Origin of the sequence: Nocardia amamiensis (genome assembly GCF_015477605.1) — a bacterium.
In the GTDB taxonomy this organism is placed as follows: domain Bacteria; phylum Actinomycetota; class Actinomycetes; order Mycobacteriales; family Mycobacteriaceae; genus Nocardia; species Nocardia amamiensis_A.
The window spans coordinates 101129-123020 of record NZ_JADLQX010000022.1; the positions used below are offsets into that span (position 1 = coordinate 101129).

At 66.9% G+C, this 21892-nt stretch carries 17 protein-coding genes and 1 pseudogene; 12 read left to right on the plus strand and 6 right to left on the minus strand.

All coding sequences use genetic code 11. The features are described 5' to 3' along the window. Positions 1–87: 87 nt before the first annotated feature. The 3 genes from IU459_RS26240 to IU459_RS26250 all read left to right on the plus strand — a co-directional run bounded on the left by IU459_RS26240 (position 88) and on the right by IU459_RS26250 (position 2287). On the plus strand, positions 88–714 hold the full coding sequence (locus tag IU459_RS26240) for a class I SAM-dependent methyltransferase (RefSeq protein WP_195132236.1): 627 nt from the start codon (positions 88–90) through the stop codon (positions 712–714). A gap of 25 nt (positions 715–739) precedes the next feature. Then, positions 740–1240: a DinB family protein gene (locus IU459_RS26245; protein ID WP_195132237.1), complete on the plus strand. Its 501-nt coding sequence runs from the start codon at positions 740–742 to the stop codon at positions 1238–1240. Positions 1241–1318: 78 nt separating this feature from the next. Then, positions 1319–2287, plus strand: coding sequence for an alpha/beta fold hydrolase (locus IU459_RS26250; protein ID WP_228838526.1), 969 nt, complete (start codon positions 1319–1321; stop codon positions 2285–2287). Positions 2288–2311: 24 nt separating this feature from the next. Here IU459_RS26250 and IU459_RS26255 read toward each other — a convergent pair whose 3' ends face one another. Further along, a complete protein-coding gene (locus IU459_RS26255) occupies positions 2312–3505 on the minus strand; it encodes a PucR family transcriptional regulator (RefSeq protein WP_195132239.1) in 1194 nt (397 codons plus the stop codon). 248 nt (positions 3506–3753) lie between these two features. Here IU459_RS26255 and IU459_RS26260 point away from each other — a divergent pair, with 248 nt between their 5' ends. Together IU459_RS26260 and IU459_RS26265 are read left to right on the plus strand one after the other, a co-directional pair. Then, positions 3754–5460 (plus strand): aldehyde dehydrogenase family protein, encoded by a 1707-nt coding sequence (locus IU459_RS26260; RefSeq protein ID WP_324199029.1) that lies wholly within the window; start codon positions 3754–3756, stop codon positions 5458–5460. A 116-nt stretch (positions 5461–5576) separates the two neighbouring features. Further along, positions 5577–7235, plus strand: coding sequence for a long-chain fatty acid--CoA ligase (locus tag IU459_RS26265; RefSeq protein ID WP_195132268.1), 1659 nt, complete (start codon positions 5577–5579; stop codon positions 7233–7235). Here the strand turns inward: IU459_RS26265 and IU459_RS39410 are convergent. Further along, complete coding sequence (locus IU459_RS39410) at positions 7232–7363, minus strand: hypothetical protein (protein ID WP_267469877.1); 132 nt, start codon at positions 7361–7363, stop codon at positions 7232–7234. The two genes, IU459_RS26265 and IU459_RS39410, sit on opposite strands and share 4 nt — an antisense overlap. A 170-nt stretch (positions 7364–7533) precedes the next feature. Here IU459_RS39410 and IU459_RS26270 point away from each other — a divergent pair, with 170 nt between their 5' ends. Both IU459_RS26270 and IU459_RS26275 read left to right on the plus strand, forming a co-directional pair. Then, positions 7534–7878, plus strand: a complete 345-nt coding sequence (locus tag IU459_RS26270; RefSeq protein ID WP_195132240.1) for an effector-associated constant component EACC1 — start codon at positions 7534–7536, stop codon at positions 7876–7878. Positions 7879–8147: 269 nt separating this feature from the next. Further along, positions 8148–9773 (plus strand): caspase family protein, encoded by a 1626-nt coding sequence (locus tag IU459_RS26275; protein ID WP_195132241.1) that lies wholly within the window; start codon positions 8148–8150, stop codon positions 9771–9773. Positions 9774–9916: 143 nt separating this feature from the next. Here the strand turns inward: IU459_RS26275 and IU459_RS26280 are convergent, their stop codons facing one another. From IU459_RS26280 to IU459_RS26290, 4 genes are all read right to left on the minus strand, one after another. Next, on the minus strand, positions 9917–10315 hold the full coding sequence (locus IU459_RS26280; RefSeq protein WP_195132242.1) for a hypothetical protein: 399 nt from the start codon (positions 10313–10315) through the stop codon (positions 9917–9919). Then, a complete protein-coding gene (locus tag IU459_RS26285) occupies positions 10312–11187 on the minus strand; it encodes a DUF692 domain-containing protein (protein WP_324199030.1) in 876 nt (291 codons plus the stop codon). Before IU459_RS26285 ends, IU459_RS26280 begins: the two co-directional genes overlap by 4 nt. After that, the gene (locus IU459_RS38730) at positions 11180–12091 is read right to left on the minus strand and encodes a TIGR04222 domain-containing membrane protein (protein WP_228838527.1); all 912 of its coding nucleotides are present in this window, start codon (positions 12089–12091) and stop codon (positions 11180–11182) included. The genes IU459_RS26285 and IU459_RS38730 overlap by 8 nt, the downstream gene beginning before the upstream one ends. A 152-nt stretch (positions 12092–12243) precedes the next feature. Then, a complete protein-coding gene (locus IU459_RS26290) occupies positions 12244–13470 on the minus strand; it encodes a helix-turn-helix domain-containing protein (protein WP_195132244.1) in 1227 nt (408 codons plus the stop codon). A gap of 171 nt (positions 13471–13641) precedes the next feature. Here IU459_RS26290 and IU459_RS26295 point away from each other — a divergent pair, with 171 nt between their 5' ends. From IU459_RS26295 to IU459_RS26315, 5 genes and pseudogenes are all read left to right on the plus strand, one after another. Then, positions 13642–15108, plus strand: coding sequence for a class I adenylate-forming enzyme family protein (locus IU459_RS26295; protein ID WP_324199031.1), 1467 nt, complete (start codon positions 13642–13644; stop codon positions 15106–15108). 100 nt (positions 15109–15208) lie between these two features. Beyond that, a complete protein-coding gene (locus tag IU459_RS26300; RefSeq protein WP_195132246.1) occupies positions 15209–17029 on the plus strand; it encodes a DUF3556 domain-containing protein in 1821 nt (606 codons plus the stop codon). 28 nt (positions 17030–17057) lie between these two features. Beyond that, positions 17058–18485, plus strand: a complete 1428-nt coding sequence (locus tag IU459_RS26305; RefSeq protein WP_195132247.1) for a phytoene desaturase family protein — start codon at positions 17058–17060, stop codon at positions 18483–18485. Between the two features lie 138 nt (positions 18486–18623). Further along, positions 18624–20114, plus strand: a complete 1491-nt coding sequence (locus IU459_RS26310) for a glyceraldehyde-3-phosphate dehydrogenase (RefSeq protein WP_195132248.1) — start codon at positions 18624–18626, stop codon at positions 20112–20114. 218 nt (positions 20115–20332) lie between these two features. Then, positions 20333–21731, plus strand: a pseudogene (locus IU459_RS26315) (PLP-dependent aminotransferase family protein). Positions 21732–21892: the final 161 nt, after the last annotated feature.

Sequence of the window (21892 nt, forward strand, 5' to 3'; positions counted from 1 at the left end):
GCGCTCATCTTGCCGGAACCGCAAGATTGCGTGCCAGGTGGTGCGGCGTCGAGCGAGACTGAACGCCTTCCGACAGAAGGAGTTTCGATGAGCACCACCGATGCGGTCACGTTCTGGAACGGCGTATACGCCGACCGTCCGGCAGCCGCCGACCCGCGGCCGAACACTCTTCTCCCAGAGATGGTTTCGAGTCTGTCACCCGGCGACGCGCTGGATCTCGGATGCGGCGACGGCGGCGACGCGCTGTGGCTCGCCCGGCGCGGATGGCACGTCACCGCCGTCGACATCTCGGCCGTCGCGATCGAGCGGCTCACCAGCCTTGCCAACTCGCACGGCTTGGACGACCGCATCGTCGCCGAGCGGCATGACCTGCACGAGTCCTTCCCGCAGGGCGGGTTCGACTTGATCTGCGCCCACTACCTGCACACCCCGTTCGACTTGGATCGGGCAACCGTCCTGCGCGTGGGCGCGCACGCGCTGCGTCCGGGTGGGCGGCTGCTGGTCGTCGACCACGGGTCGACCGCGCCGTGGTCATGGAACCAGGATCCCGACCTCTGGTACCCCACCCCGCACGAGGTTGCCGCGGGAATCGGGCTGGACCGGGCGACATGGAGGGTCGAGCGCGCCGACGCACCCCGCCGAAACGCGACCGGCCCGGACGGGCGCACCGCCGAGGTCACCGACCACGTCCTGCTCATCCGCCGTACCGCCTGACCCGCACCCGACGGAGGAGGCCACCGTGCCCACCACCACGCGCCGCCGCTACCGCCATGACACCCCGCCGCCCCGGACCGGAAGCAGCGAGACCGAGATCCTGCGTGGATTCCTCGACTACCTTCGAACCTCGATCGCCGCGAAGGTCGACAGCGCTCCCGAACCGCAGGTGCGAACATCCGCCGTGCCGTCGGGCACGAATCTGCTCGGCCTGCTCAACCATCTGACCGTCGTCGAGCGCTCGATGTTCCTCGGTGACAAGGTCACCGACTGGCAGGCGACGTTCCAGGCGGCACCGACCGACAGCGTGGCCGATCTCGTCGCCCGCTACCGAGACACGGTCGAGCGTGCGAACAAGGTTCTCGACAAGTGCACCGATCTCGGCGCACCCGTCCCGCGGTCGCAGCCGGGCCGCCCCGCACCCACGGTTCGCTGGGCACTCACCCACATGATCGAGGAGACCGGGCGCCACGCGGGTCATGCGGACATCCTCCGCGAATTGATCGACGGCACGACCGGCCGCTGACTTCTTCTCCAGGAACAGGAACACATGCTCACCGCGACCCGGCCGCCGACGCGCGGCCTCCTCCGATCCGCTCGCGCGATGGCGACCGTCGCGCTCACTCTCCTGATCACGATGTGCGGCGCAGGCTGCTCCACGACCACGCCCGACCCCGCCCCCTACGCCGCCGCCACCAAGGGCGACCCCGCGTTCGAGGACACTTTCCGGCACGAGTTCGCCGATGTCGACGGTGTCGGCATGCACTATGTGACCGGCGGTAGCGGCACGCCGGTCGTCCTGATCCACGGCTGGCCACAGACCTGGTACGGCTGGTGGCCGATCATGCCCGCCCTCGCCGAACACCACACCGTGTACGCCGTCGACCTCCCTGGACTTGGCGACAGCACCGGCTCACCGACCGGCTACGACAAGGCCACCCTGGCGCGGTATGTACATACCCTCCTCGCCGACCAGCTCGGAGTGCGCGACGCCCGGGTCATCGGCCATGACTTCGGCGCCGCGGTCGCATTCCAGTACGCCGCTCAGTTCCCCGCCGATACCGCACGCCTCGGCTACTTCGACCTGCCGCTGCCCGGGCCCGCGATCGATGCGCCCACATACCGCTCACTGAGCTGGCACATCGCCTTCCACACCCAGCGGCGGGTTCCCGAAACGGTGGTCGGCGACGACGTCCGCGAGTACCTGTCCCTGTTCTACCCACAAGTCTCCTTCGAGGGAACAGCATTCGGCGGCACGTCCGACCGTGCCCCCTTCACCGACGCCGAGATCGATGAGTTCGCACGCACTTACCGCAAGCCCGAGGCCCTGGCGGGCGGCTTCGAGCTCTACCGCGCCCTCGACAAAGACGTCCGAGACAGCATGGCGGCAGCACCGACACATGTCCCCGCCTTGCTCATGACCGCCCAAGGGCAACTCGATGCCGTCCGTGCCACCGTGTCCCCACGCATGACCAACATCGTGCAGGCTGTGGACGTGCCGCGCGCGGGCCACTGGCTCGTCGAGGAGAATCCCCAGTTCGTCACCGCGGAACTACAGCGCTTCCTCGACTGATGACACCGCCACCGCCTTCTCGATTCAGGCCGGATCCGGACCGATCAGCCGGGTCGCGCGGAGGGCGAGGTAGAGCTCGGCTGCTGATTTCGGGTCCGCGCAACGGCGGCCGGTGAGCGTCTCGATTCGGCGCAGCCGATAGTGGACGGTGTTGCGGTGGTAGTGCAACCGTTGGGCCACTTCGGTATTCGAGCCGCCACACTCGAACCACAGCTCGAGGGTGTCGAGCAGGGTGTCGCGGTCCTCGGGCGGAAGCTGGAGGACCGGGCCGAGGATGTCGTCGGCGAGTTCACGGGAGGCGCCGGGCGCGTTGGCGAGTACGAGGGGGATCGGCGTGCTGCCATAGGTGGTGACGGCCGGTGTGCCCGGCCGGGAGCAACGTCCGGCGAGCTCGGCTTCCCGCAGTGCGCTGCCGGCGGCGCCGGGAGTCGGAAAGATGCGGCTGACTCCCACCCGTCCGGTGGCTGATTGGCGCAGCTGACTCAGTACCCGCTCATGGGCCCGTGCGGTGGCCAGGTTCAGCAGCCCGACCCGGGCAGCGGGTTCGGTGAGCCAGACCGAGTGGACGAAGTCGGCGCGTAGTCGGCTCTCGATTCCCGGCAAGGGTTCGGCCGCCTCCGGTCCGGCCTCCGCATGGACGACAATGAAGGCGCCGAGCGGCGGCAGCTGCAGAGCTCGCGCGATTTCGCGGAGCGTCCGATCGTCGGCTCCGCCGTCGAAGAGGCTGCGCAGCATGCTCTCGCGTTCCAGGTCGTCGCGGCGGGCGCGTTCGGCGAGATAGTCGCCGTAGGCGTCGGCCGCGGTGCTGGAGAAGTCGTCTATGACTCGCCACATTTCGGAGCCCAGCTGTGGCAGGGCATCGCTGCTCATGGTGGCGGCCGCCGTCAGGGAACGTTCCCACAGGAGCCGACCGGCCAAACGATAAGCGTGCAGCACAGCGGCGAGGGGGACACCGACCTCGGCCTTGAGCCGCCCGACCGCGGCGGCCGGGTGGAGTCGCCGTCGGGAGCTGCCCGCCAGTTGACCGAGTACCGCGACGAGATTGTCGCGCACGACGGTGCGCAACTGCAGTTCGGTCAGTGCCGTCGACTCCGCGTAGGCGTGGTCGCCGGTGCGGATGCGTCCGACGAGCTCGTCGGACAGCTCGTCGACGTCGACGAGCAGGGTGCGGGCTACCGCCGCTGAGCCGTTCACCGGCGGCTCGATCAGCGCTGTCATGAGTGCGATGGTAGCGCCGGCAGTCATCGCCCACTGTGCTGGAGCACAATGCCGCGGCGACGATCGGCAAACCGGGGCACATGGTGGACGTGCGCCGCGCGCCTCAGTATCGACACCGAGAGAGTGACCGGGGCCATAGTGGCCCGGGTTTGTCGTCCGCGGCAACACAACGCACCCACGATCATGCTCGGCGAGAAGGCCGCCGCGATGATCATCGAAGCCGCCGACTCGGAAGGAAGGCCCCGGCAGTGAACACGACCATCACAACCGCTGTCGACAGCGCGCTTGCCGCGCTACGGGAAGGAGAGATCGCCTGGGGCAGAACCTCATTGGCGCAACGGCGAGAATTGCTCGAACAGATCCACGCGAACACCGCCGCGCACGCCGAGCAATGGGTCGAGGTCGCGGCGAGCATCAAGCAATTGCCCGCGGACTCTCCGCTGCTGGGTGAGGAATGGTCCAGTGGACCCTATTCGCTGCTCACCGGAGTCGCCGCGCTCATCGAATCGGTGTCGGCGCTCGAGCAAGGCCGCAGCCCGGTCGACGGCTTCGACATCCATCCCGCGCCCGGCGGGCGAACCGCCGTCGAAGTCTTTCCCGGCGGGATATTCGAGACTCTGCTGCTCAACGGTTTTCGCGCAGAGGTGTGGACGAAACCGGGGGTGGATGCGGCCACCGTGCGGGCCCGCGCCGGACTCGGCCAGCGCACGCCCCACGAGACCGGCGGCATCGGGGTCGTGCTCGGTGCCGGGAACATCTTCTCGATCGCACCGTTGGACGTGCTGTACCAGCTGTTCGCCGACAACCGCGTCGTGGCCCTGAAGCTCAACCCGATCACCGATCGGCTGCAGCCGGTGCTGGAGCAGATCTTTGCCCCGGCGATCGACCGCGGATTCGTGCGAATCCTGACCGGCGGCGCCGAGATGGGCGGTGCGCTGGTGCACCATCCCGACGTCGACGCCGTCCACATGACCGGTAGCTCGGTGACCCACGATGCCATCGTGTTCGGTCCCGGTCCCGACGGCGCGAAGCGTAAGGCCGCGAACGACCCGCTGCTGCGCAAGCCGATAACCAGTGAACTCGGCGGCGTCTCGCCCACGATCGTCATCCCTGGCCGGTGGTCGGACGCGGACCTGCGGTTCCAGGCCGAGCACCTGGTCACCCAGCGGCTGCACAACAACGGCTACAACTGCATCGCCTCTCAGGTCGCGGTCATCAGCGCGGACTGGCCGCAGAAGCAACAGTTCCTTGCCGAGTTGCGGGCGGCGTTCGACCGGGCTCCGGCGCGCGCCGACTATTACCCGGGTTCCGCGGATCGCGTGGCGGCGGCCCGCCATCACTACCGCAATGCCGAGCCGCTCGGCTCTGGGGGCGAACGCACCCTGATCACCGGTATCCAGCCGGAGAATTCCGAAGACGCGCTGCACACCGAGTATTTCGCGCCGGTATACGGCGTGCTGGAACTGGCCGGTGACGCAAGCGAATTCCTCGCGCGTGCGGTGGAGGTGTCCAACAACGAGTTCGAAGGAACCCTGGGCATCAATATCATCGCCCACCCGGGCACGATCCGGAGTCTCGGCGCCGAATTCGAATCGGCGATCGAACAATTGCGTTACGGCACCATCGCCGTCAATGCCTGGACCGCGGTGGGCTACCTGACTGCCCGGGCCACCTGGGGCGCCTTCCCCGGTCACACGCTGTCCGACATTCAGAGCGGCATCGGCGTAGTGCACAACGCACTGTTGATCGACGAACCCGAGCGCACGGTCCTGCGCGGACCGTTCCGGCCCGCACCGCGATCGCTGCTGCGCGGTGAGTTGAGCCTTTCGCCGAAGCCGCCGTGGTTTGTCACAAACCGCACCGCCGCCACCACGATGCGGCGGCTGACCACCTTCGCGAAGAAGCCCGGTGCCGCCGCCTTGCCGGGAATTTTCGCTTCCGCGCTGCGCGGCTGACCGCGCGGCGATGAGCCGGGTCGGGGCGCGCACCCCGGCCCGGCGCACCACCACGGCTACGTGCCGAGCAAGCCCCGAGAAAGACGACGATGAGTTTCGATCACTACGACCTGCCGATGCCGAGCACCATGCAGGACGAACCACTGTCCCTGGCCACCCTGCTGCGATACGCCACCACAGTGCACGCGGACGCGACCGTACGCACCTGGACCGGCACCGACTGCCGGGTGATGACCTACCGTGAGCTCGGTAACCAGGCGGCCCGCCTGGCACACGCCCTGACCGCGCTCGGTGTGCGGCCCGGCGACCGCGTCGGCACCTTCATGTGGAACAACAACGAACACCTGGTCGCCTACTGCGCCGTCCCGGCTATGGGCGCGGTGCTGCACACGATCAACATCCGGCTGTTCCCCGACCAGATCGCCTACGTGGCCGATCACGCCGAGGACACGGTCGTCATCGTCGACGGCACGCTGGCCGCGGCCTTCGCGGAGGTCCTGCCGAAACTGAGCACGGTCCGGCACGTGATCGTCGCCAACGGCAGCGCCGCCGAGTTCATCGCGCCCGACAGTGTCGAGGTGCACGACCTCGACGCGCTTACTGCCGATTGTCCGGGCAACTTCGACTATCCGGTGCTCGACGAACGCTCTGCCGCGGCAATGTGTTACACGTCCGGCACCACCGGGCAGCCGAAAGGCGTCGTCTACTCCCATCGCTCCAACTGGCTGCATTCGATGCACGCCTGCACGGCCGACGGGATGGGCATCAGCTCCGCCGACCGGCTCCTGGCGATCGTGCCCATGTTCCATGCCAATGCCTGGGGGCTGCCGTACGCGGCTCTGATGGCGGGCGCGTCGCTGATCATGCCGGACCGATTCCTGCAGCCGGCACCACTGCTGGAACTGCTGGAAGCCGAACGCCCCACATTCGCCGCCGCCGTTCCGACGGTGTGGAACGGCGTGCTCGCCGCACTCGAGGGTTCCACCCGGGACTTCGGCTACCTTCGATCGGTCGTGGTCGGCGGGTCGGCCGTGCCGGCGCAACTGATGCGGGCCTTCGAAGATCGGCACAATGTCCGCATCATCCAGGCCTGGGGCATGACCGAAACGTCACCGCTGGGCTGCGTCGCCTGGCCACCATCCGGGACCGACGGCGAGGCGGCTTTCGCCTATCGGATCAGCCAGGGCCGCTTCCCTGCCTCCGTCCAGGCTCGGCTGGTCGGTGACGACGGCGCCGCCCTGCCGCATGACGGCAAGGCGATCGGGGAACTCGAGGTGCGGGGGCCATGGATCACCGGCTCCTACTATTCGCCGGATACGACTGCGGTCGGCGTGGATTCGTTCGACGACGGCTGGCTACGCACCGGCGACGTCGGCATCATCACGCCCGACGGCTACCTCACCCTCGTCGACCGCGCCAAGGACATCATCAAATCCGGCGGCGAATGGATATCGTCGGTGGACCTCGAGAACACACTCATGGCCCACCCGGACATCGCCGAGGCAGCGGTTTTCGGTGTGCCCGACGAGAAATGGGACGAGCGCCCGGTCGTCGCGGCCGCACTGCGCGCCGGCGCCACCACCGACGCCGAGGACCTGCGTTCCTTCCTCGCCGACCGAGTCGCGAAATGGCAAGTGCCCGAACGCTGGACCTTCCTGCCCGAGGTGCCCAAGACCAGCGTCGGCAAATTCGACAAGAAGACTCTGCGCGCCCGGTACGCCGCCGGCGAGTACGACATCATCCTGTCTTGGGGGCAGCAACTGCGCAGCCACTAATCCGGACCGTTGTGGCGCAGGCGCGGCCGCTGGCTGGTTGTTCCGGCGAATCGCGACGGACCCGCGTCTTCCGTACGCTCACCCCAGGTGAGCGTGACGGCCATCTGCTCACCGCGCAGTGAGTTCATCCACACCACCCGCTACCTCTGCCGGACGTCCATCGACGACCGACGCCATCGCCATCCGCGCCGGACTCGAGGACTCTGATTCGAGCGTGCAGTGCGGGTTTATGTGTGATGATGTCGGCCAGCACATTTCGCATCCCTGGGGTGCGCCCCGAGGGTAAAGGGGAGAGGCGATGACGGTCCGGATTCGGCTGGTCGGCGACGACATTTGGACGGAGTTGACCGAGCTGATGTCCTGGTTGGGGCGCGAGGACGACTTCCGCGGCCGGGTATCGATCGAGCAGCAGCCGATACGGCCCGGTGAGATGGGTGCGGTATCGGATGTGCTGATCGTCGCGCTCGGCGCGGGAGGCGCCGGCACGGTGCTGGCGACGTCGCTGGGCGTGTGGATCGTCCACCGCAAACCACGGGTGGATATCGAGATCACCCGCGACGAGGGCCAGTCGGTCAAGATCGTGGCGCGTGGTCTGCCCGAGGGCGAGGTGACGCAGCTGCTGCACAAGGCGTTGGACGGATAAGGGTGCGGCTGCCCGCACCATGTCCGGAGACTTTGATGCACACCTTAGCCTCGTCGCTGGCGGTCTCGCGCGATCGCGAAGATCGCCCATGATCTGTATATCAGTGATCAGACGATCCACAAGGTGGCCTGAGAGGATAATGGTGCTGCGATTCGTTCTGCGCCCGTAGCACTTCGGTCACGGCAGGAGTCATTCGTGGACAGAAAACCCACGCACAATGATGGGTATCGGTAGCGGTGCGACTGCCGGATCCACAACATTCGTATGCGGTGCTCATCGGTACCGGTACCTATCGGGACCGGCAGTTCCTCGATCTGCCCGCGGTACGCAACAATCTCGACGGTCTGATCGAAGTCCTCACCGATCCGGAACTGAGCGGCCTGCCAGCCGATCACTGTGTAGCGCTGCATGATCCGACCGATGTGCGAACCGTCTATCGCGTCCTTCGCCAGTACGCGAAGAAGGCACAGGACACGCTGTTGGTCTACTTCGCGGGTCACGGTGTGCCCGCCCTGACAGGCAACGGGTTGTATCTGAGTTTGACTGATACCGATCGGGATGAGCTGCGCGTCAGCGCATTGTCGATCGACCTGCTCCGGGAGATCTTCGCGTACTGCCCTGCCGTCAACCGGGTGCTCATCCTGGATTGCTGCTTCAGCGGACGAGCCGCGAAAGGTTTGATGAGCGGTGTCGACGATATGTTCTACGGGCAGGTCGAAATCGCTGGTACCTATACGCTCACCTCGGCCCCGGCCAATGCGGCCGCGATAGCGCCGGTCGGAGCGCGCTATACCGCGTTCACCGGTGAACTTCTCACGCTCCTGCGCACGGGGATTCCGGACGGCCCGGAACTGCTCACCCTGAGCACCATCTATCGCCGGTTGCGCTACACCCTGGAGGCGAGCGGATTACCCGTGCCCGGCCGGCAAGTCACCGATACCGCGGATCGGCTGGCTCTGTGCCGAAATGCCGCTGCCACCAGGCGAATACGGCCGGACGAACTTTTCGAAGACGCACCCCAGCCGGCCACCGCGTCGTCCGCGCCTGCGGAAGACCGCGCCATAGTCATCGGGTTGGCCGAACAGCCACCGGCCAATGCCGCGGCCGCCGACAAGCGAGAGAACTGGATCATCGGCGGAATCACCACCGCGGTCACGGGCGCTGTCCTCGGGACCGTCGAGGCCGTCCAATTCTGGAAGGCCCTTACGGCCTCCTCCGTCCTGTCGCCGCCACCACCGGAGCCCGGCTCACAAAGTATGCTCACGGCACTCGTCTGGGTGTTGATCTGCACAGCAGCGATCGGGCTAGGCGCCGCGGCGACGGCGTTCGGCGCCGCTTGGCGTCCGGTAGGTCCGACGGCATTCCGCTCCCCGCACCGCATCGAACTGTCTTCCGGCGTCGGGTTGATCACCGTGGGTGCGTTGTTACTGATTTTCCTGGCCGGAATATCTTTCGTCGCCAAACGGTGGCCCTCGATCAATGAACTCAAGGGACTCTTGCCTTTCACTCCGATCCTCATCTTTCTATGTACGGCGCCGAACGATGGGGTGCGCAGACTCATCAAGTACGCTCGCGGCTACCCGCGACTCGTCATCGATGCGACCGGCCTGACCGTCGCTGTGGCACAGAGCCATTGGATATCGATCGAGTGGAAGTACATCGACGACATCGAGTTCACGCCCGTAGCGAAGTCCTTGTCGATGGTGGTGCGATCATCCTTCGGACCGCCGCCACCGGAAAATCCGCAGGCACGCTTGTGGGACGTCGAACTCCGGGCATTCGTATTCCCTGGTTTCGAACCCCTGCGGGAGCAATACGCCGATATTTCGGCGGCTATACTGCGTTACTCCGGGGTTCCGTTGCGCGGGCAGCACCGACCGGCGCCGAATAGTTGACCACGGAGGTTGCGGTGACGCGGCGGTGCCACGGACACAACCGGGGGCACGTGGGGATGATATCAGTTGTGGAGTTGTCCGGGCCGCAACAGGAATTCACCATGTAGGTGCGGGCTGGTCGGCGTTGAGACATCGAGACCGCGTCATAGCCCGCGATGGAATCGCCGCTGGTAGAAGTCCAGGAGCGCTGCTGCGCGGCGCTGTCGCCACCTGCCTCGGCGAGGTGCGGTGCTCCAGTCGATACCTTTGGCCGCAGCGAAGGCGGCTGCGTCGGCGGGGGTCGTCGTCTTCGGATGCTCTCGCGCCCAGGTCGTGAAGGCCGCGGTGAAGTCGCCGTCGCAGGCGTGCGCGAGCGATGGAAAACGACGCGCGACCTCGCCCGCCCGCTTGGACAACACTGCGTCCGCCGCCGCGCCGACGGCGTCGGCATCGAATCCCGCGGGCGCTGCTGCCCCCACGACCAGTGCCCGCACCAGTGCTGCCTGCCGCTCGGCCAGAGTCCCGGCGCCCGGCGGCTGCGTCGGTCCGGACAGCGTACTCACGTCAGCACCGCCCTGGCGCGGGTGGTGATAGCCGGCCGCGCTGCGGCGGCGGCGATGGCGTCCAGTTCGTCGAGCAGCTCGGACGCGGGCGGATAGTTGCCGTCGCGCTCCAGCATCATCGGTGTGGGATGCGTCGCGGCGAACTCCGCTATCAGCGCGAGCACTTCGCCGGGGAGGGGATCGGTATGGGTGTCGTGGTAGCGGCCGCCGGATTCGTGACCGCCTGCCACATGGCAGTACGCCACATGTTCGGCGGGCAGGCGCGACAGTTCGGCCCATGGGTCGTATCCGCGGTTGCGGGCGTTCGCGTAGACATTGGCGAGATCGAGCAGTAGCAGAACACCGGTGCGTTCGATGAGTTCGCAAAGGAACTCAGCTTCGGTGTACTCGTCGTCGGGCCAGTCGAACAGAGTGGCGATGTTCTCCACCGCCAGCGGAACGTCGAGAGCTGCCTGGGTTCGGGCGATATTGGTGGTGAGCACGTCCAGCGCTTCCCGGGTCCGCGGTACCGGCAGCAGATGACCGGCCTCCAGACCGCCCGCTCGGACGAATGCGACGTGTTCACTCACCAGTGGCGCCGCGAGGGTCGCGGCACATGCCGCCAGGTGCTCGACGCGGTGGCTCGCGACTGGTTCCGCGCCGCCGAGGGACAGCGAAATGCCGTGCGGCACGACGGCGATCCCCTGCGCGCGCAACGCCGCGAGTTCCTCGGGGACGGTGACCTGCCCCGCGCGGCGGGAATCCGGGGTCAACGACTCGGCAATAACCTCGCAGAACCCGAGACCATCCAATTCCGCGATTACTCCGCAGATTTCGGGTCGCCATCCAATGCCCAGCGCACGCGGCGGGAGCGGCCCCGACCGCTCATCCACCGCAACCGCCACAGCCCCCGCCGCATCCGCCACCGCCACCCCCGCCGTCGCCGCCGCTGTCACCGCCACCGCCCGACGTGCTCGGCGGCACAACCGCCTGGGCGAGTCCCGGGTCCAGCACGGTGAGCGCGCCGATGCCGAAGACGGCCGCGGCGAGCGCGGCACTCTCCGCGCCGTAAGTCGCATAGGACGGTGAATTCCCCGGCCGCAGATGCCTGTTGCGTGCGGTCGCGGCGTCGCGGGCACGGACGCCGAGCGGGGTCAGCCGGGGTTTGCGCACCACGAGCCAGTAGCAGACCGCCTGTGCGATCACCAGCACGACCAACAGACCTACCGGGTTCCCGTGCGAGGCACCCGCGATGACGCGCACCACCCCGAGTGCGCCCGTAACCAGGATCGGCATACCGGCATCGCGCAGACTGTGCCGCATCTCGGGCCCCGGGAGATATCCGAGTCCGACCATCCTGGTGCGCAGGTCTTCGAGGGCAGCGGGCGACCCATCAACGATCGAGCGGACCGTCTTGCGCTGGCCCGCCGCGAGCTGGTCGTACACCGACACCGTGAACGAATCCAGCTGCGCGCGCTCCTGCGCCGTAAGCGTGCGGACCGGTGCGGCCGCCGAATCGATCGCCTCGATACCGCGCAGTCGCGCCATCGCGGCGAGCGCGGCGTTCTGGTCGCCGAACAGCATTCCCACCTCGGGCAACGTCAGCTCGGCTCCCGGCGCGGCGACCCCGTCGGATTCCGGGTCCGCACCCGTGACCCGTGACCTCAGCCACAGCCCGGCGACCACTGCGACGAGAACCAGCGGCACATAGACGGCCAGGAACTCCGGCCCGGAAATTCCCCAGGTATTGCCGGCTGCGACAAGCCGTTCCGAGTCCACCCCGTCGATCACGCTCATCTTCCACCTCGGAATCGGTCCAACCTGCCCTCAGTATCAGGCCGTGTCGGTCGGCGCGCCATCACGAATCGCCGCTGTCCGGACATGTCGCCGAGTGTTCACATCGGCGCTCACCGGAGGGATCGACCGCGAGCGGCCGCGACTCGAGGCGATCACCGCGTATGGCCGAGTCCGAGCTGCTCGGAAATCATCAGAGCGACTTCGGTTTCCAGCCGATTCACCGTCAGTGGGTGGCCGAGCACTTCTTCGGCTCTGCGTATCCGATAGTGGACGGTGTTCTTGTGGACGTGCATGCGCGCCGCGGCATCGGTGAGACTGCCGCGGGCGTCCAGATAGGTCTGCACCGTCTCGCGCAGACGCGCGGTCGTCTCGTCGTCGCGCATGAGATCGCCCAGGACTCGATGCACCCAGGCTGTCGTATCGGGCAGATGGTCGACCAGCAAGCTGGCCAGCGCGACGCGGGAGTGCAGCGTCAGCGAGCGGGAGGGATCGGCGACCAAGGCGAGGTTGCGAGCGCGCTGCGCGTCGCGGAAAGTCTGCCGGAAGCCCTCCAGGCCGATGCCAGGATCGCCCACCGCGACGCGCACTCCCGGCCTGCGACGCAAGTCGCGCTCGAGCCGGCCCGCATCCAGCGACGGTTTGCCGACCGAGGATATCCAGGCCCAGCAATTCTGCTCGTCGATCAGAACCATCAGCGGGTTCTTCCCGGTCGCCGCGGTGAGCATCGCGGCACCGGCGCCCAGCAAGTCGGTCGATGACGAAACGGGCTTGCCCGTCCAGACGATGGCGGCCATGTGCCATCCCCGCAGCGATGCGGCGAGCATTTGCTCCGCGGCCACCAGGTCGAGGTTCTCGGTGTCCAGCACCGCCCGGATCTGTGCGACGCGGGTGTTGTCCGAGCGTGCGTCCCAGCGACGGCGTTCGCTTTCGTAGATGTCGATGACGCCTTCGATGACCTGGTCGATGTAGCTGTTGACCAACAGCGCGATCCGGCCGATGGTCTCCAGCGCGAGGTCGGCGGGGGTCTCGGAGCGCCGGAGCAGGGTGATGGCCTGCTGTGTGAACATGTGCTCGCCGAGGCGATACGCGCGCAGAAGAGCCTCGAGGGACATCCCGTGCTGGGCGAACCGCCGTGCGTACTCGGCGGCCGCCGGTGGCACGGTGATGTCGTCGCGGGAAATGCTCAGGGCGAGCATGTCGAGGATCGCGGTGAGATTGGACGCGGTGCTGGCGATCATCAGCCGCCGCACTTCGTCGTCGTGGCGGAACTCCGGGATCACCTCGGTGAACATCGAGGTCATGTCCGCGGTCAGCCGGTCGAGGTCGGTTTTGACGCTTCCGGCGACCTCGCGGATGGTCCTGTCCACGTCAACGCTCATGTCCCGGACCGTACCGGAATCGGCGCGGCGGATCGGACGCATTCCGCATGCCTTTGTGCCATCGGTACAAAGGCCGGCGAAAACTCTGGGATGCGGGCCCGTAGCACGGGCTCGATATCGGAATTACCTTTGCCATGTAATTTGCATCACAACGCATCAGGCGGGGCTATCGTGCATCAGATCGTGGATTTACCGGAGTTTCGCGCCACGTGGAATCCGTCCGGCCCGTGTATTGCGGACGACCGCGCGCAACTCGACAATGAGACTTTCGCGCAACGTGTTCGCGAAGCATCGGCCGTGCTGTACGCGCACGGGGTTCGCGAAGGCGACGTCGTCGCGCTGGTACTTCCGAATCGGCTCGAATTCGTCGTAATTCTCTTCGCGGCATGGCGGCTCGGTGCCGCCGTTACTCCCGTGCGGCCGGATTCCACGTCCGACGAGCTGCGCTACCAGGTGGCCGATTGCTCGGCCGCGGTGGTGATCACCGAGGGCGGGCCTGGAGCGGGGACGCTGGATGTGGCCGAGGTGACCGCGACCGGCGCAGCTCGTCCGGCACCCGCGGCCGTAACGGTCGATCCGGCTGCCCCTGCGCTGGTCATCTACACCAGTGGCACCACGGGGCAGCCGAAGGGGGTCGTCCTCGACCACGCCAACGTGGCCGCGATGTGCGAGATGCTGGTGACGGCTTTGGCGTTGGACGATACCGACCACAGCCTGCTGATCCTGCCGCTTTTCCACGTCAACGGGATCGTGGTGAGCGTCTTGTCGCCACTGCTGGCCGGCGGCCGGGCGACGATCGCGGACCGGTTCTCGGCGTCGGCGTTCTTCGACGTCGTGGCGCGGGTCCGGCCCACGTACTTCTCGGCCGTGCCCGCCATCTACGCGATGCTGGTCGCGCAGCCGGAGAGCCGCATCCCGGACACCTCGTCGTTGCGTCGCGTGATCTGCGGGGCCGCGCCCATGCCCGCGGAATTGATCGCCCGGTTCGAAACTCGTTTCGGCGTACCGATCGTCGAGGGCTACGGACTATCCGAAGGCACCTGCGCGTCGACGCTGAACCCGCCGAGCGGCCCGCGCAAGCCGGGAACGGTCGGGTTGCCGCTGCCCGGGCAGACTGTGGCGATCATGGATGCCGACGGCAGGCTGGTGGCCGCGGGGACGAGCGGAGAAGTGGTGATCCGAGGCGCCAACGTGATGCGTGGCTACCTCGGCAGGCCGGAGGCGACCGCACGGACGGTGGTCGACGGCTGGCTGCACACCGGCGATGTCGGCTACTTCGACCCCGACGGCTACCTGGTTCTCGTCGACCGGATCAAGGACATGATCATCCGGGGCGGCGAGAACATCTACCCGAAGGAGATCGAGAACGTCCTGCACACCCATCCCGCGGTCCTGGAGGCCGCGGTGGTCGGCGCTCCCGATCCGGTCCTCGGTGAAGTCCCGGTCGCTCATGTCGTCACGATGCCCGCGGCCGGGGTCGACGCCGCGGAATTGATCGCGCACTGCCGGAACTGTCTGGCCCGGACGAAGCTACCGGTGTCGATCGAACTCACCGACGCACTTCCGCGGAACCCGGTAGGAAAGATCGACAAACGAAAGCTCCGGGCGCTCGTCGCCGACGCGGTGACCACTCCGTAGAAATCATCCGCTCCAGGATGAGCGTAATTCGATTCATCCGATCCCGTTCCGCGCGGGTCCTCCCGTGCGCCCGATTCGTCGAATAAGAAAGGTTCGAACCATGGGATTCAAAACGGCGGCCTTCCCGCCGGTGAATGTCGAGACATTTCTCGATCAACCGCTGGGCGAGCGGATGAAAACGCTGGCCCTGCACTGGGTCGAATACGGCTTCGGCACACCGAAGATGATCCACACCATCTACCTGCTCAAAGTGCTGCTCGTCTCGGTGCTGGGCGGGGTCGCGCTGGCCACCTGGAGTTCCGGTGTCGGCCCGTTCTGGGACGTGTCGGCGTGGTGGAACGAGCCGGTGGTCTACCAGAAGCTGGTGTTGTGGACCGTCTTGCTCGAGGCTGTGGGCATCGCAGGCTCGTGGGGTCCGCTCGCGGGCAAGTTCAGGCCGATGACCGGCGGAATCCGGTTCTGGGCCCGGCCGGGCACGATCCGGCTGCGGCCCTGGCGGCGCGTGCCGTTCACCGGCGGCGATACCCGCACGATCGTCGACGTCCTGCTGTACCTGGCGTTCCTGGCGACGCTGCTGGCGGCGATCGTGCTGCCCGGCGTACCGAGCGCTTCGCTGAGCGCGGCGCTGCCGGACAACACCTCCGGCTTGGTGAATCCGGCGCTGCTCGTCGCTCCGATCGTGCTGTATGTCCTGTGCGGGTTGCGGGACAAGACGATCTTCTTGGCCGCGCGCGGCGAACAGTATCTGCCCGCACTCGTGTTCTTCGCGGTGCTGCCGTTCGTCGACATGATCATCGCGGCCAAGCTGCTGATCTGCGCGGTCTGGATCGGGGCGGGAGTGTCGAAGTTCGGACGGCACTTCAGCAATGTGGTACCGCCGATGGTCTCCAATAGCCCCGCTGTTCCGTCCGCGTGGGTCAAGCGGCTGCACTACCGTGACTTCCCGCGCGATATCCGCCCGTCGAAGGTCGCATCGTCGCTGGCCCACGTCGGCGGCACCGCCGTCGAGATCGTCACACCCCTGGTGCTGCTGTTCTCCACCAACCACTGGCTGACGCTGAGTGGTGTGGTGCTGATGGTGATCTTCCATGCCTTCATCACCTCCACATTCCCGCTGGCGGTGCCGCTGGAATGGAACGTCCTGTTCGCCTACCTGAGCGTGTTCCTGTTCCTGGGCTACCCGAACGGCGCCGGCTACGGCCTCGGTGACATCTCCTCACCGTGGCTGGCGGTGGGAATCGTGGCGGCGCTGGTGTTCTTCCCCGTTCTGGGCAATCTCCGCCCGGATCTGGTGTCGTTCCTGCCTTCGATGCGTCAGTACGCCGGCAACTGGGCCTCGGCCCTGTGGGCGTTCGCGCCCGGAGCGGAGGAGAAGCTGAACACCATCGCCCACCGTCCCACCCGGAACCAGGTCGACCAGTTGCGGGCCATGGGTTACCCGCCCGCGGTCGCGGAGATCACCATGCAGCAGACGATCGCGTGGCGCTCGATGCACAGCCAGGGACGCGGTCTGTTCTCCTTGCTGTACCGGCACATTCCCGACATCGACCGCTGGACGGTGCGGGAGGCGGAATTCGGCTGCAACTCGCTGATCGGTTTCAATTTCGGCGACGGGCACTTGCACAACATCGATCTGATCAACGCGGTGCAGTCCCGGGTCGGATTCGCGCCGGGCGAATGGATCGTGGTGTGGGTGGAGTCACAACCGATCCACCGCGAGGTCCAGCAGTACCAGGTCATCGACGCGGCGCTCGGAGTCGTCGAACGCGGGACGTGGCGGGTGCGTGATGCGGTGGAGGCGCAGCCGTGGCTGCCCGACGGTCCGATCCCGTACGAGGTGACCTGGCGGCATCCGGACTACACCGTGCCGGTGCCTGCGGACGGCGCGATCCGGGTACTCGCGCCGCAGACTGTCGCCTGAGAATCCACCGTTCGGACGGGAGCGTGATATGAGCACTGCGGTAGTGGTCGGCAGCGGCCCCAACGGGTTGGCCGCGGCCATCACCCTGGCGCGAGCCGGACTGGACGTCACCGTGCTGGAGGGCGCCGCCGAAATCGGCGGCGGTACCCGCACCGGCGAGGCGATCGTGCCGGGCCTGCTGCACGACCACTGCTCGGCCATCCACCCGATGGCGGTCGGCTCTCCCTTCCTGTGCGGCCTCGACCTCGAGCGCTACGGATTGTCGTGGGCTTGGCCGGAGATCGACTGCGCCCACCCGCTCGACGACGGCACCGCCGGTGCGCTGCTTCGCTCGGTCACCGCGACCGCGGCCGGTCTCGGCAGCGACGGCCGAGCGTGGCGGCTGCTGTTCGAGCGCACGACGGCAGGCTACGACCGGATGAGCGCCGACATCATGCGGCCACTGCTGCGCTTGCCGCGCCATCCCCTCCGGCTGGCCCGCTTCGGCATTCCCGCCCTGGCTCCGGCCACGCTGCTGGCGGGACTGTTCCGCACCGAGCAGGCCCGCGGACTGTTCGGCGGCGTGGCCGCCCACGCCTTCCATCCGCTGCACCGGCCGCTCAGCGCGAGTATCGGCCTGGGCATTCTGACCGCGGGCCACACGTATGGCTGGGCGGTCGCCGCCGGTGGATCCCAGCGGATCACCGAGGCCATGGCGGCCTATCTCGGCGATCTCGGCGGGAAGATCGAAACGGGTGTCCCCGTGCGGTCGGTATCCGATCTGCCGCCTGCGGAACTGACGATGTGGAACCTCGCACCCACCTCGGTCGCGGAGATCCTCGGTGGTCGCCTGCCAGGTCGAGTCATGAAGTCCTACAGGAGTTTCCGCTACGGACCAGGCGCCTTCAAAATCGACTACGCCGTGCACGGCGGCGTGCCGTGGACGGCGGAGGCAGCGCGACGGGCGGGAACGGTGCACCTCGGCGGCACATTCGCCGAGATCGCTGCCACCGAACGCGAGATCCACCGCGGCCGCATGCCCGACCGCCCGTTCGTGCTGGTGGGGCAGCAGTACCTCGCCGATCCGCAACGCTCGGTGGGAGACATCCATCCGATCTGGGCCTACGCCCACGTCCCGCACGGCTATCCCGGCGACGCGACGGCGGCGATCACCGCCCAGATAGAACGCTTCGCCCCGGGCTTTCGAGACCGCATAATCGGGACCAGCGTGCGCAGCACAACGGGATTCGCCGAATACAACCCCAACTACGTGGGCGGCAACATCATGACCGGCGCCAAGGACATACCGCAGTTGCTGTTCGGTCCACGAAAGACGCTGCAGCCGTACGACATCGGCGTACCAGGGCACTATCTGTGCTCCGCGGCCACACCGCCGGGACCCGGGGCGCACGGTATGTGCGGCTTCAACGCCGCGCAGCGGGCTCTGCGGCGATTGGGCATCGAAGCGTCCTCGTAGCGCGCCCGCTGCCAACCTCGGCGGCGACCGTCCGGTCACCAGCTGGCGATCTCACCAGTGGGTATCCGGCCTCGGTGATATCGGGGCGCTCATTAGCATCAATGCGGCGAACAAATCGAGGATATCCGAGGACGTGTGTTGACTACCGAACAACTTGACCGCTGGAATGCCCAAGAAGCCGCCGCCGAGGCGATGATTCCCATCATCGGCACGTTGTATCGGCGGAAGGGCGTGACGATCCTGCTGCACAGCCGGTCGCTGGTGAACAAGTCGGTGATCAGCATCCTGCGGACGCACCGCTTCGCGAGGCAGATCGAGGGCGAAGAGTTGTCGGTGGACGAGACCCTGCCGTTCCTGCAGGTGCTCAGCGAGCTGGATCTGGGGCCTTGCAAGATCGATCTCGGCCAGTTGGTCAGGACCTATCGCGCCGACGATCGCGGACTCTCGATCCGCGAGTTCACCGCGGCGGTGCTGGCCGAGGTGACCAACGGCAACAAGGCTCAGTCACCAGGGCCCAGGGATGTCGTTCTCTATGGCTTCGGCCGCATCGGTCGTCTGGTCGCTCGGCTGCTCATCGAGAAGGCCGGATCCGGCAACGGGCTGAACCTGCGTGCCGTGGTGGTGCGCAGAGGAGGCGACGACGATCTCGCCAAGCGGGCGTCGTTGCTTCGCAGGGATTCGGTTCACGGCCACTTCAACGGCACGATCAAGGTCGATTCCGGCAATGACACGATCACCGCGAACGGGAACGCGATCAAGTTCATCTACAGCGATGATCCGACGACGATCGACTACACCGCTTACGGGATCAAGGACGCGATCCTGATCGACAACACCGGTAGGTGGCGTGATCGTGACGGGCTGTCGCAGCATCTGCGCCCCGGCATCGCGAAGGTCGTTCTCACCGCGCCCGGCAAGGGCGACATTCCGAACATCGTGCACGGTGTCAACCACCGCGCCCTGGACCTGTCGCAGCAGATCTTCTCGTGCGCCTCGTGCACGACCAACGCGATTGTTCCGCCGCTCAAGGCCATGGATGACGAGTACGGCATCGTCCGCGGGCACGTGGAGACGGTTCATTCGTTCACCAACGACCAGAACCTCCTGGACAACTACCACAAGGCGGACCGTCGCGGTCGGTCCGCGCCGTTCAATCTCGTGCTCACCGAAACCGGTGCCGCGTCCGCGGTCGCGAAGGCGATGCCGGACTTCAAAGCCAAGATCACCGGCAATTCGATTCGTGTTCCCACCCCGGACGTATCGGTCGCGATACTGAACCTGCAGCTCGAGCGGAAAACAACGAAGAGCGAAGTGCTCACGTACTTGCGTCAGGTTTCGCTCGCCGGGCCGTTGAGCCGAAACCTCGATTACACTGCCGCCACGGACGTGGTCTCCAGCGATTTCATCGGATCGCGCGCAGCGTCGATCATCGATGCCAACGCCACGATCGTCGAGGATGACACCGCGATCCTGTATGTCTGGTACGACAACGAATTCGGCTACTCGTGCCAGGTGGTGCGGACGGTGCAGTACATATCGGGCATCGAGTATCCGACCTACCCGCAGGTCGGCGCGCGGCTGGACGACGCCGCCGACGCTCGCGTGCTGACTGCTACCGACGCGCGGTAACTCGCTCGGCCGTACGCAGTCGAAGTTCGGTCGGCACCCGGCGCTGCAAGCCCCTGCTCTACTGGCAGGGGCGGCCGCAATACCCCCTTCCGCGGCGCTTCTCGGCCCGCGGGTTCAGACGAGCCGGTCGAGGATGGCGCGGTGCGGGCCGGACGCTCGGAACCGCCCCGACGCCATCCAACAATGCGAAGTCCACGTGTAGCGCTACTGTCGGAGGTGTGAGTCAGAGTAGCGCTGATCGAATCGTGACCGACCTTCGGAGATGGATCGAGGGTGTCGGAGCGGGAACGCAGCTTCCGCCGAGCCGGAAACTGGCGGCCCGATACGGGGCGAGCCCGGTCACCGTCCAGAAGGCCATGCGCATCCTGGTTGGCCTGGGGTTGGTGGAGAGCCGCCCAGGCGCCGGAAACTTCGTGCGCGGGACGCGACCTACGCGCCCGCTGAACTTCAGTTGGCAGACCAGTGCGCTGCGCACGGCCGCCGGGCGAGTCCCGGTTCTTTCCACACCGATGCGCGAGGTAGCGGTCGATGCGATCGGCCTGCATTCCGGGTACCCGGCAAAGGAGCTGCTACCGCAGCGGGCGGTTCGTGCTGCGCTGGTGCGTGCCGCGCGTAGCGAATCGGCGCTGAGCAGGTCTTCCGGAGCTCCAGGCGTGGTTTGCCGGCGAGTTGGCGGCGGCGACTCCGGCTGGCGTGACTCCGGTCGCGGCTCGGGATGTGATTGTCGTACCCGGCACACAGAGCGGATTGAGTTCGGCTTTCCGCGCCCTGGCGGGCCCGGGCCAGCCCGCGGTGATGGAGTCACCCACCTACTGGGGTGCGATCCTCGCGGCTGCCCAGGCTGGTGTGCAGGTAGTCCCGGTCGCCAGCGATGCAGACGGGCCCGACGCCGACGATGTCGCTCGCGCTTTCGCGGAGACCGGTGCTCGTCTGTTCTATGCACAGCCGAACTTCGCCAACCCGACCGGCGCGCAGTGGTCCCCGGTCCGTCGAGAACGTGTGATGGCGGTGGTGCGCGAGTTCGGCGCATTCCTGATCGAGGACGACTGGGCACGCGACTTCGGGATCGACGACGACCCGGTGCCGATGGCGGCTTACGACGACACCGGGCATGTGGTCTATCTCCGCTCTCTCACCAAGAGCGTTTCACCAGCGGTCAGAGTAGGTGCTGTGATCGCGCGCGGGCCGGTGCGTGAACGCATGCTCGCCGATCGCGGAGCGGAATCTATGTACGTCAGCGGCGTGCTGCAGGCCGCCGCGTTGGAAGTGGTACTCCAACCAGCGTGGCGCGCGCACCTGCGAGCCTTACGTGGACAACTGCGCGAGCGCCGGGACCTGCTCGCCCGCAGCGTCGCCGAGCACATGCCGCACGCCGGCATCGACCAGCTCCCACCGGGAGGTCTCAATTTATGGGTTCGCCTCCCCGACGAGGTCGACCTCGACCAGCTGGTGCGCGACTGCGAGAACGACGGCGTCCTGATCGCCGCGGGTACCGAGTGGTTCCCCACCGAACCCTCCGCCACGTTCATCCGCCTGAACTTCGCCGGGCCGGACCCGTCGCGATTCCCGGAGGGCACCGGCATCGTCGGCCGGAACATCGCCGAGCAACTGGCGTGACGAACCCTCGCACCCGGTCCGCTTCGGTCCTCTGGACCGCGGCAGGCGCGCCGGAAAAGACGGCATCGGCCGGCCCTGCCGAGAGGGACAACGGCGGCCGACTGCTGTAGTGCTATCGTCGAATGTGAATATCCAGAGTAGCGCTATCTCCAAAGTAGGTA

Excerpts from the sequence above, each read along its gene's own strand:
- IU459_RS39410 (WP_267469877.1), bottom strand. The coding sequence starts at position 7,363 with ATGAACTCACTGCGCGGTGAGCAGATGGCCGTCACGCTCACCTGGGGT.
- IU459_RS26270 (WP_195132240.1), top strand. The coding sequence starts at position 7,534 with ATGACGGTCCGGATTCGGCTGGTCGGCGACGACATTTGGACGGAGTTG.
- IU459_RS38730 (WP_228838527.1), bottom strand. The coding sequence starts at position 12,091 with ATGAGCGTGATCGACGGGGTGGACTCGGAACGGCTTGTCGCAGCCGGC.
- IU459_RS26290 (WP_195132244.1), bottom strand. The coding sequence starts at position 13,470 with ATGAGCGTTGACGTGGACAGGACCATCCGCGAGGTCGCCGGAAGCGTC.
- IU459_RS26305 (WP_195132247.1), top strand. The coding sequence starts at position 17,058 with ATGAGCACTGCGGTAGTGGTCGGCAGCGGCCCCAACGGGTTGGCCGCG.
- IU459_RS26240 (WP_195132236.1), top strand. The coding sequence starts at position 88 with ATGAGCACCACCGATGCGGTCACGTTCTGGAACGGCGTATACGCCGAC.
- IU459_RS26255 (WP_195132239.1), bottom strand. The coding sequence starts at position 3,505 with ATGACAGCGCTGATCGAGCCGCCGGTGAACGGCTCAGCGGCGGTAGCC.
- IU459_RS26265 (WP_195132268.1), top strand. The coding sequence starts at position 5,577 with ATGCCGAGCACCATGCAGGACGAACCACTGTCCCTGGCCACCCTGCTG.
- IU459_RS26250 (WP_228838526.1), top strand. The coding sequence starts at position 1,319 with ATGGCGACCGTCGCGCTCACTCTCCTGATCACGATGTGCGGCGCAGGC.
- IU459_RS26300 (WP_195132246.1), top strand. The coding sequence starts at position 15,209 with ATGGGATTCAAAACGGCGGCCTTCCCGCCGGTGAATGTCGAGACATTT.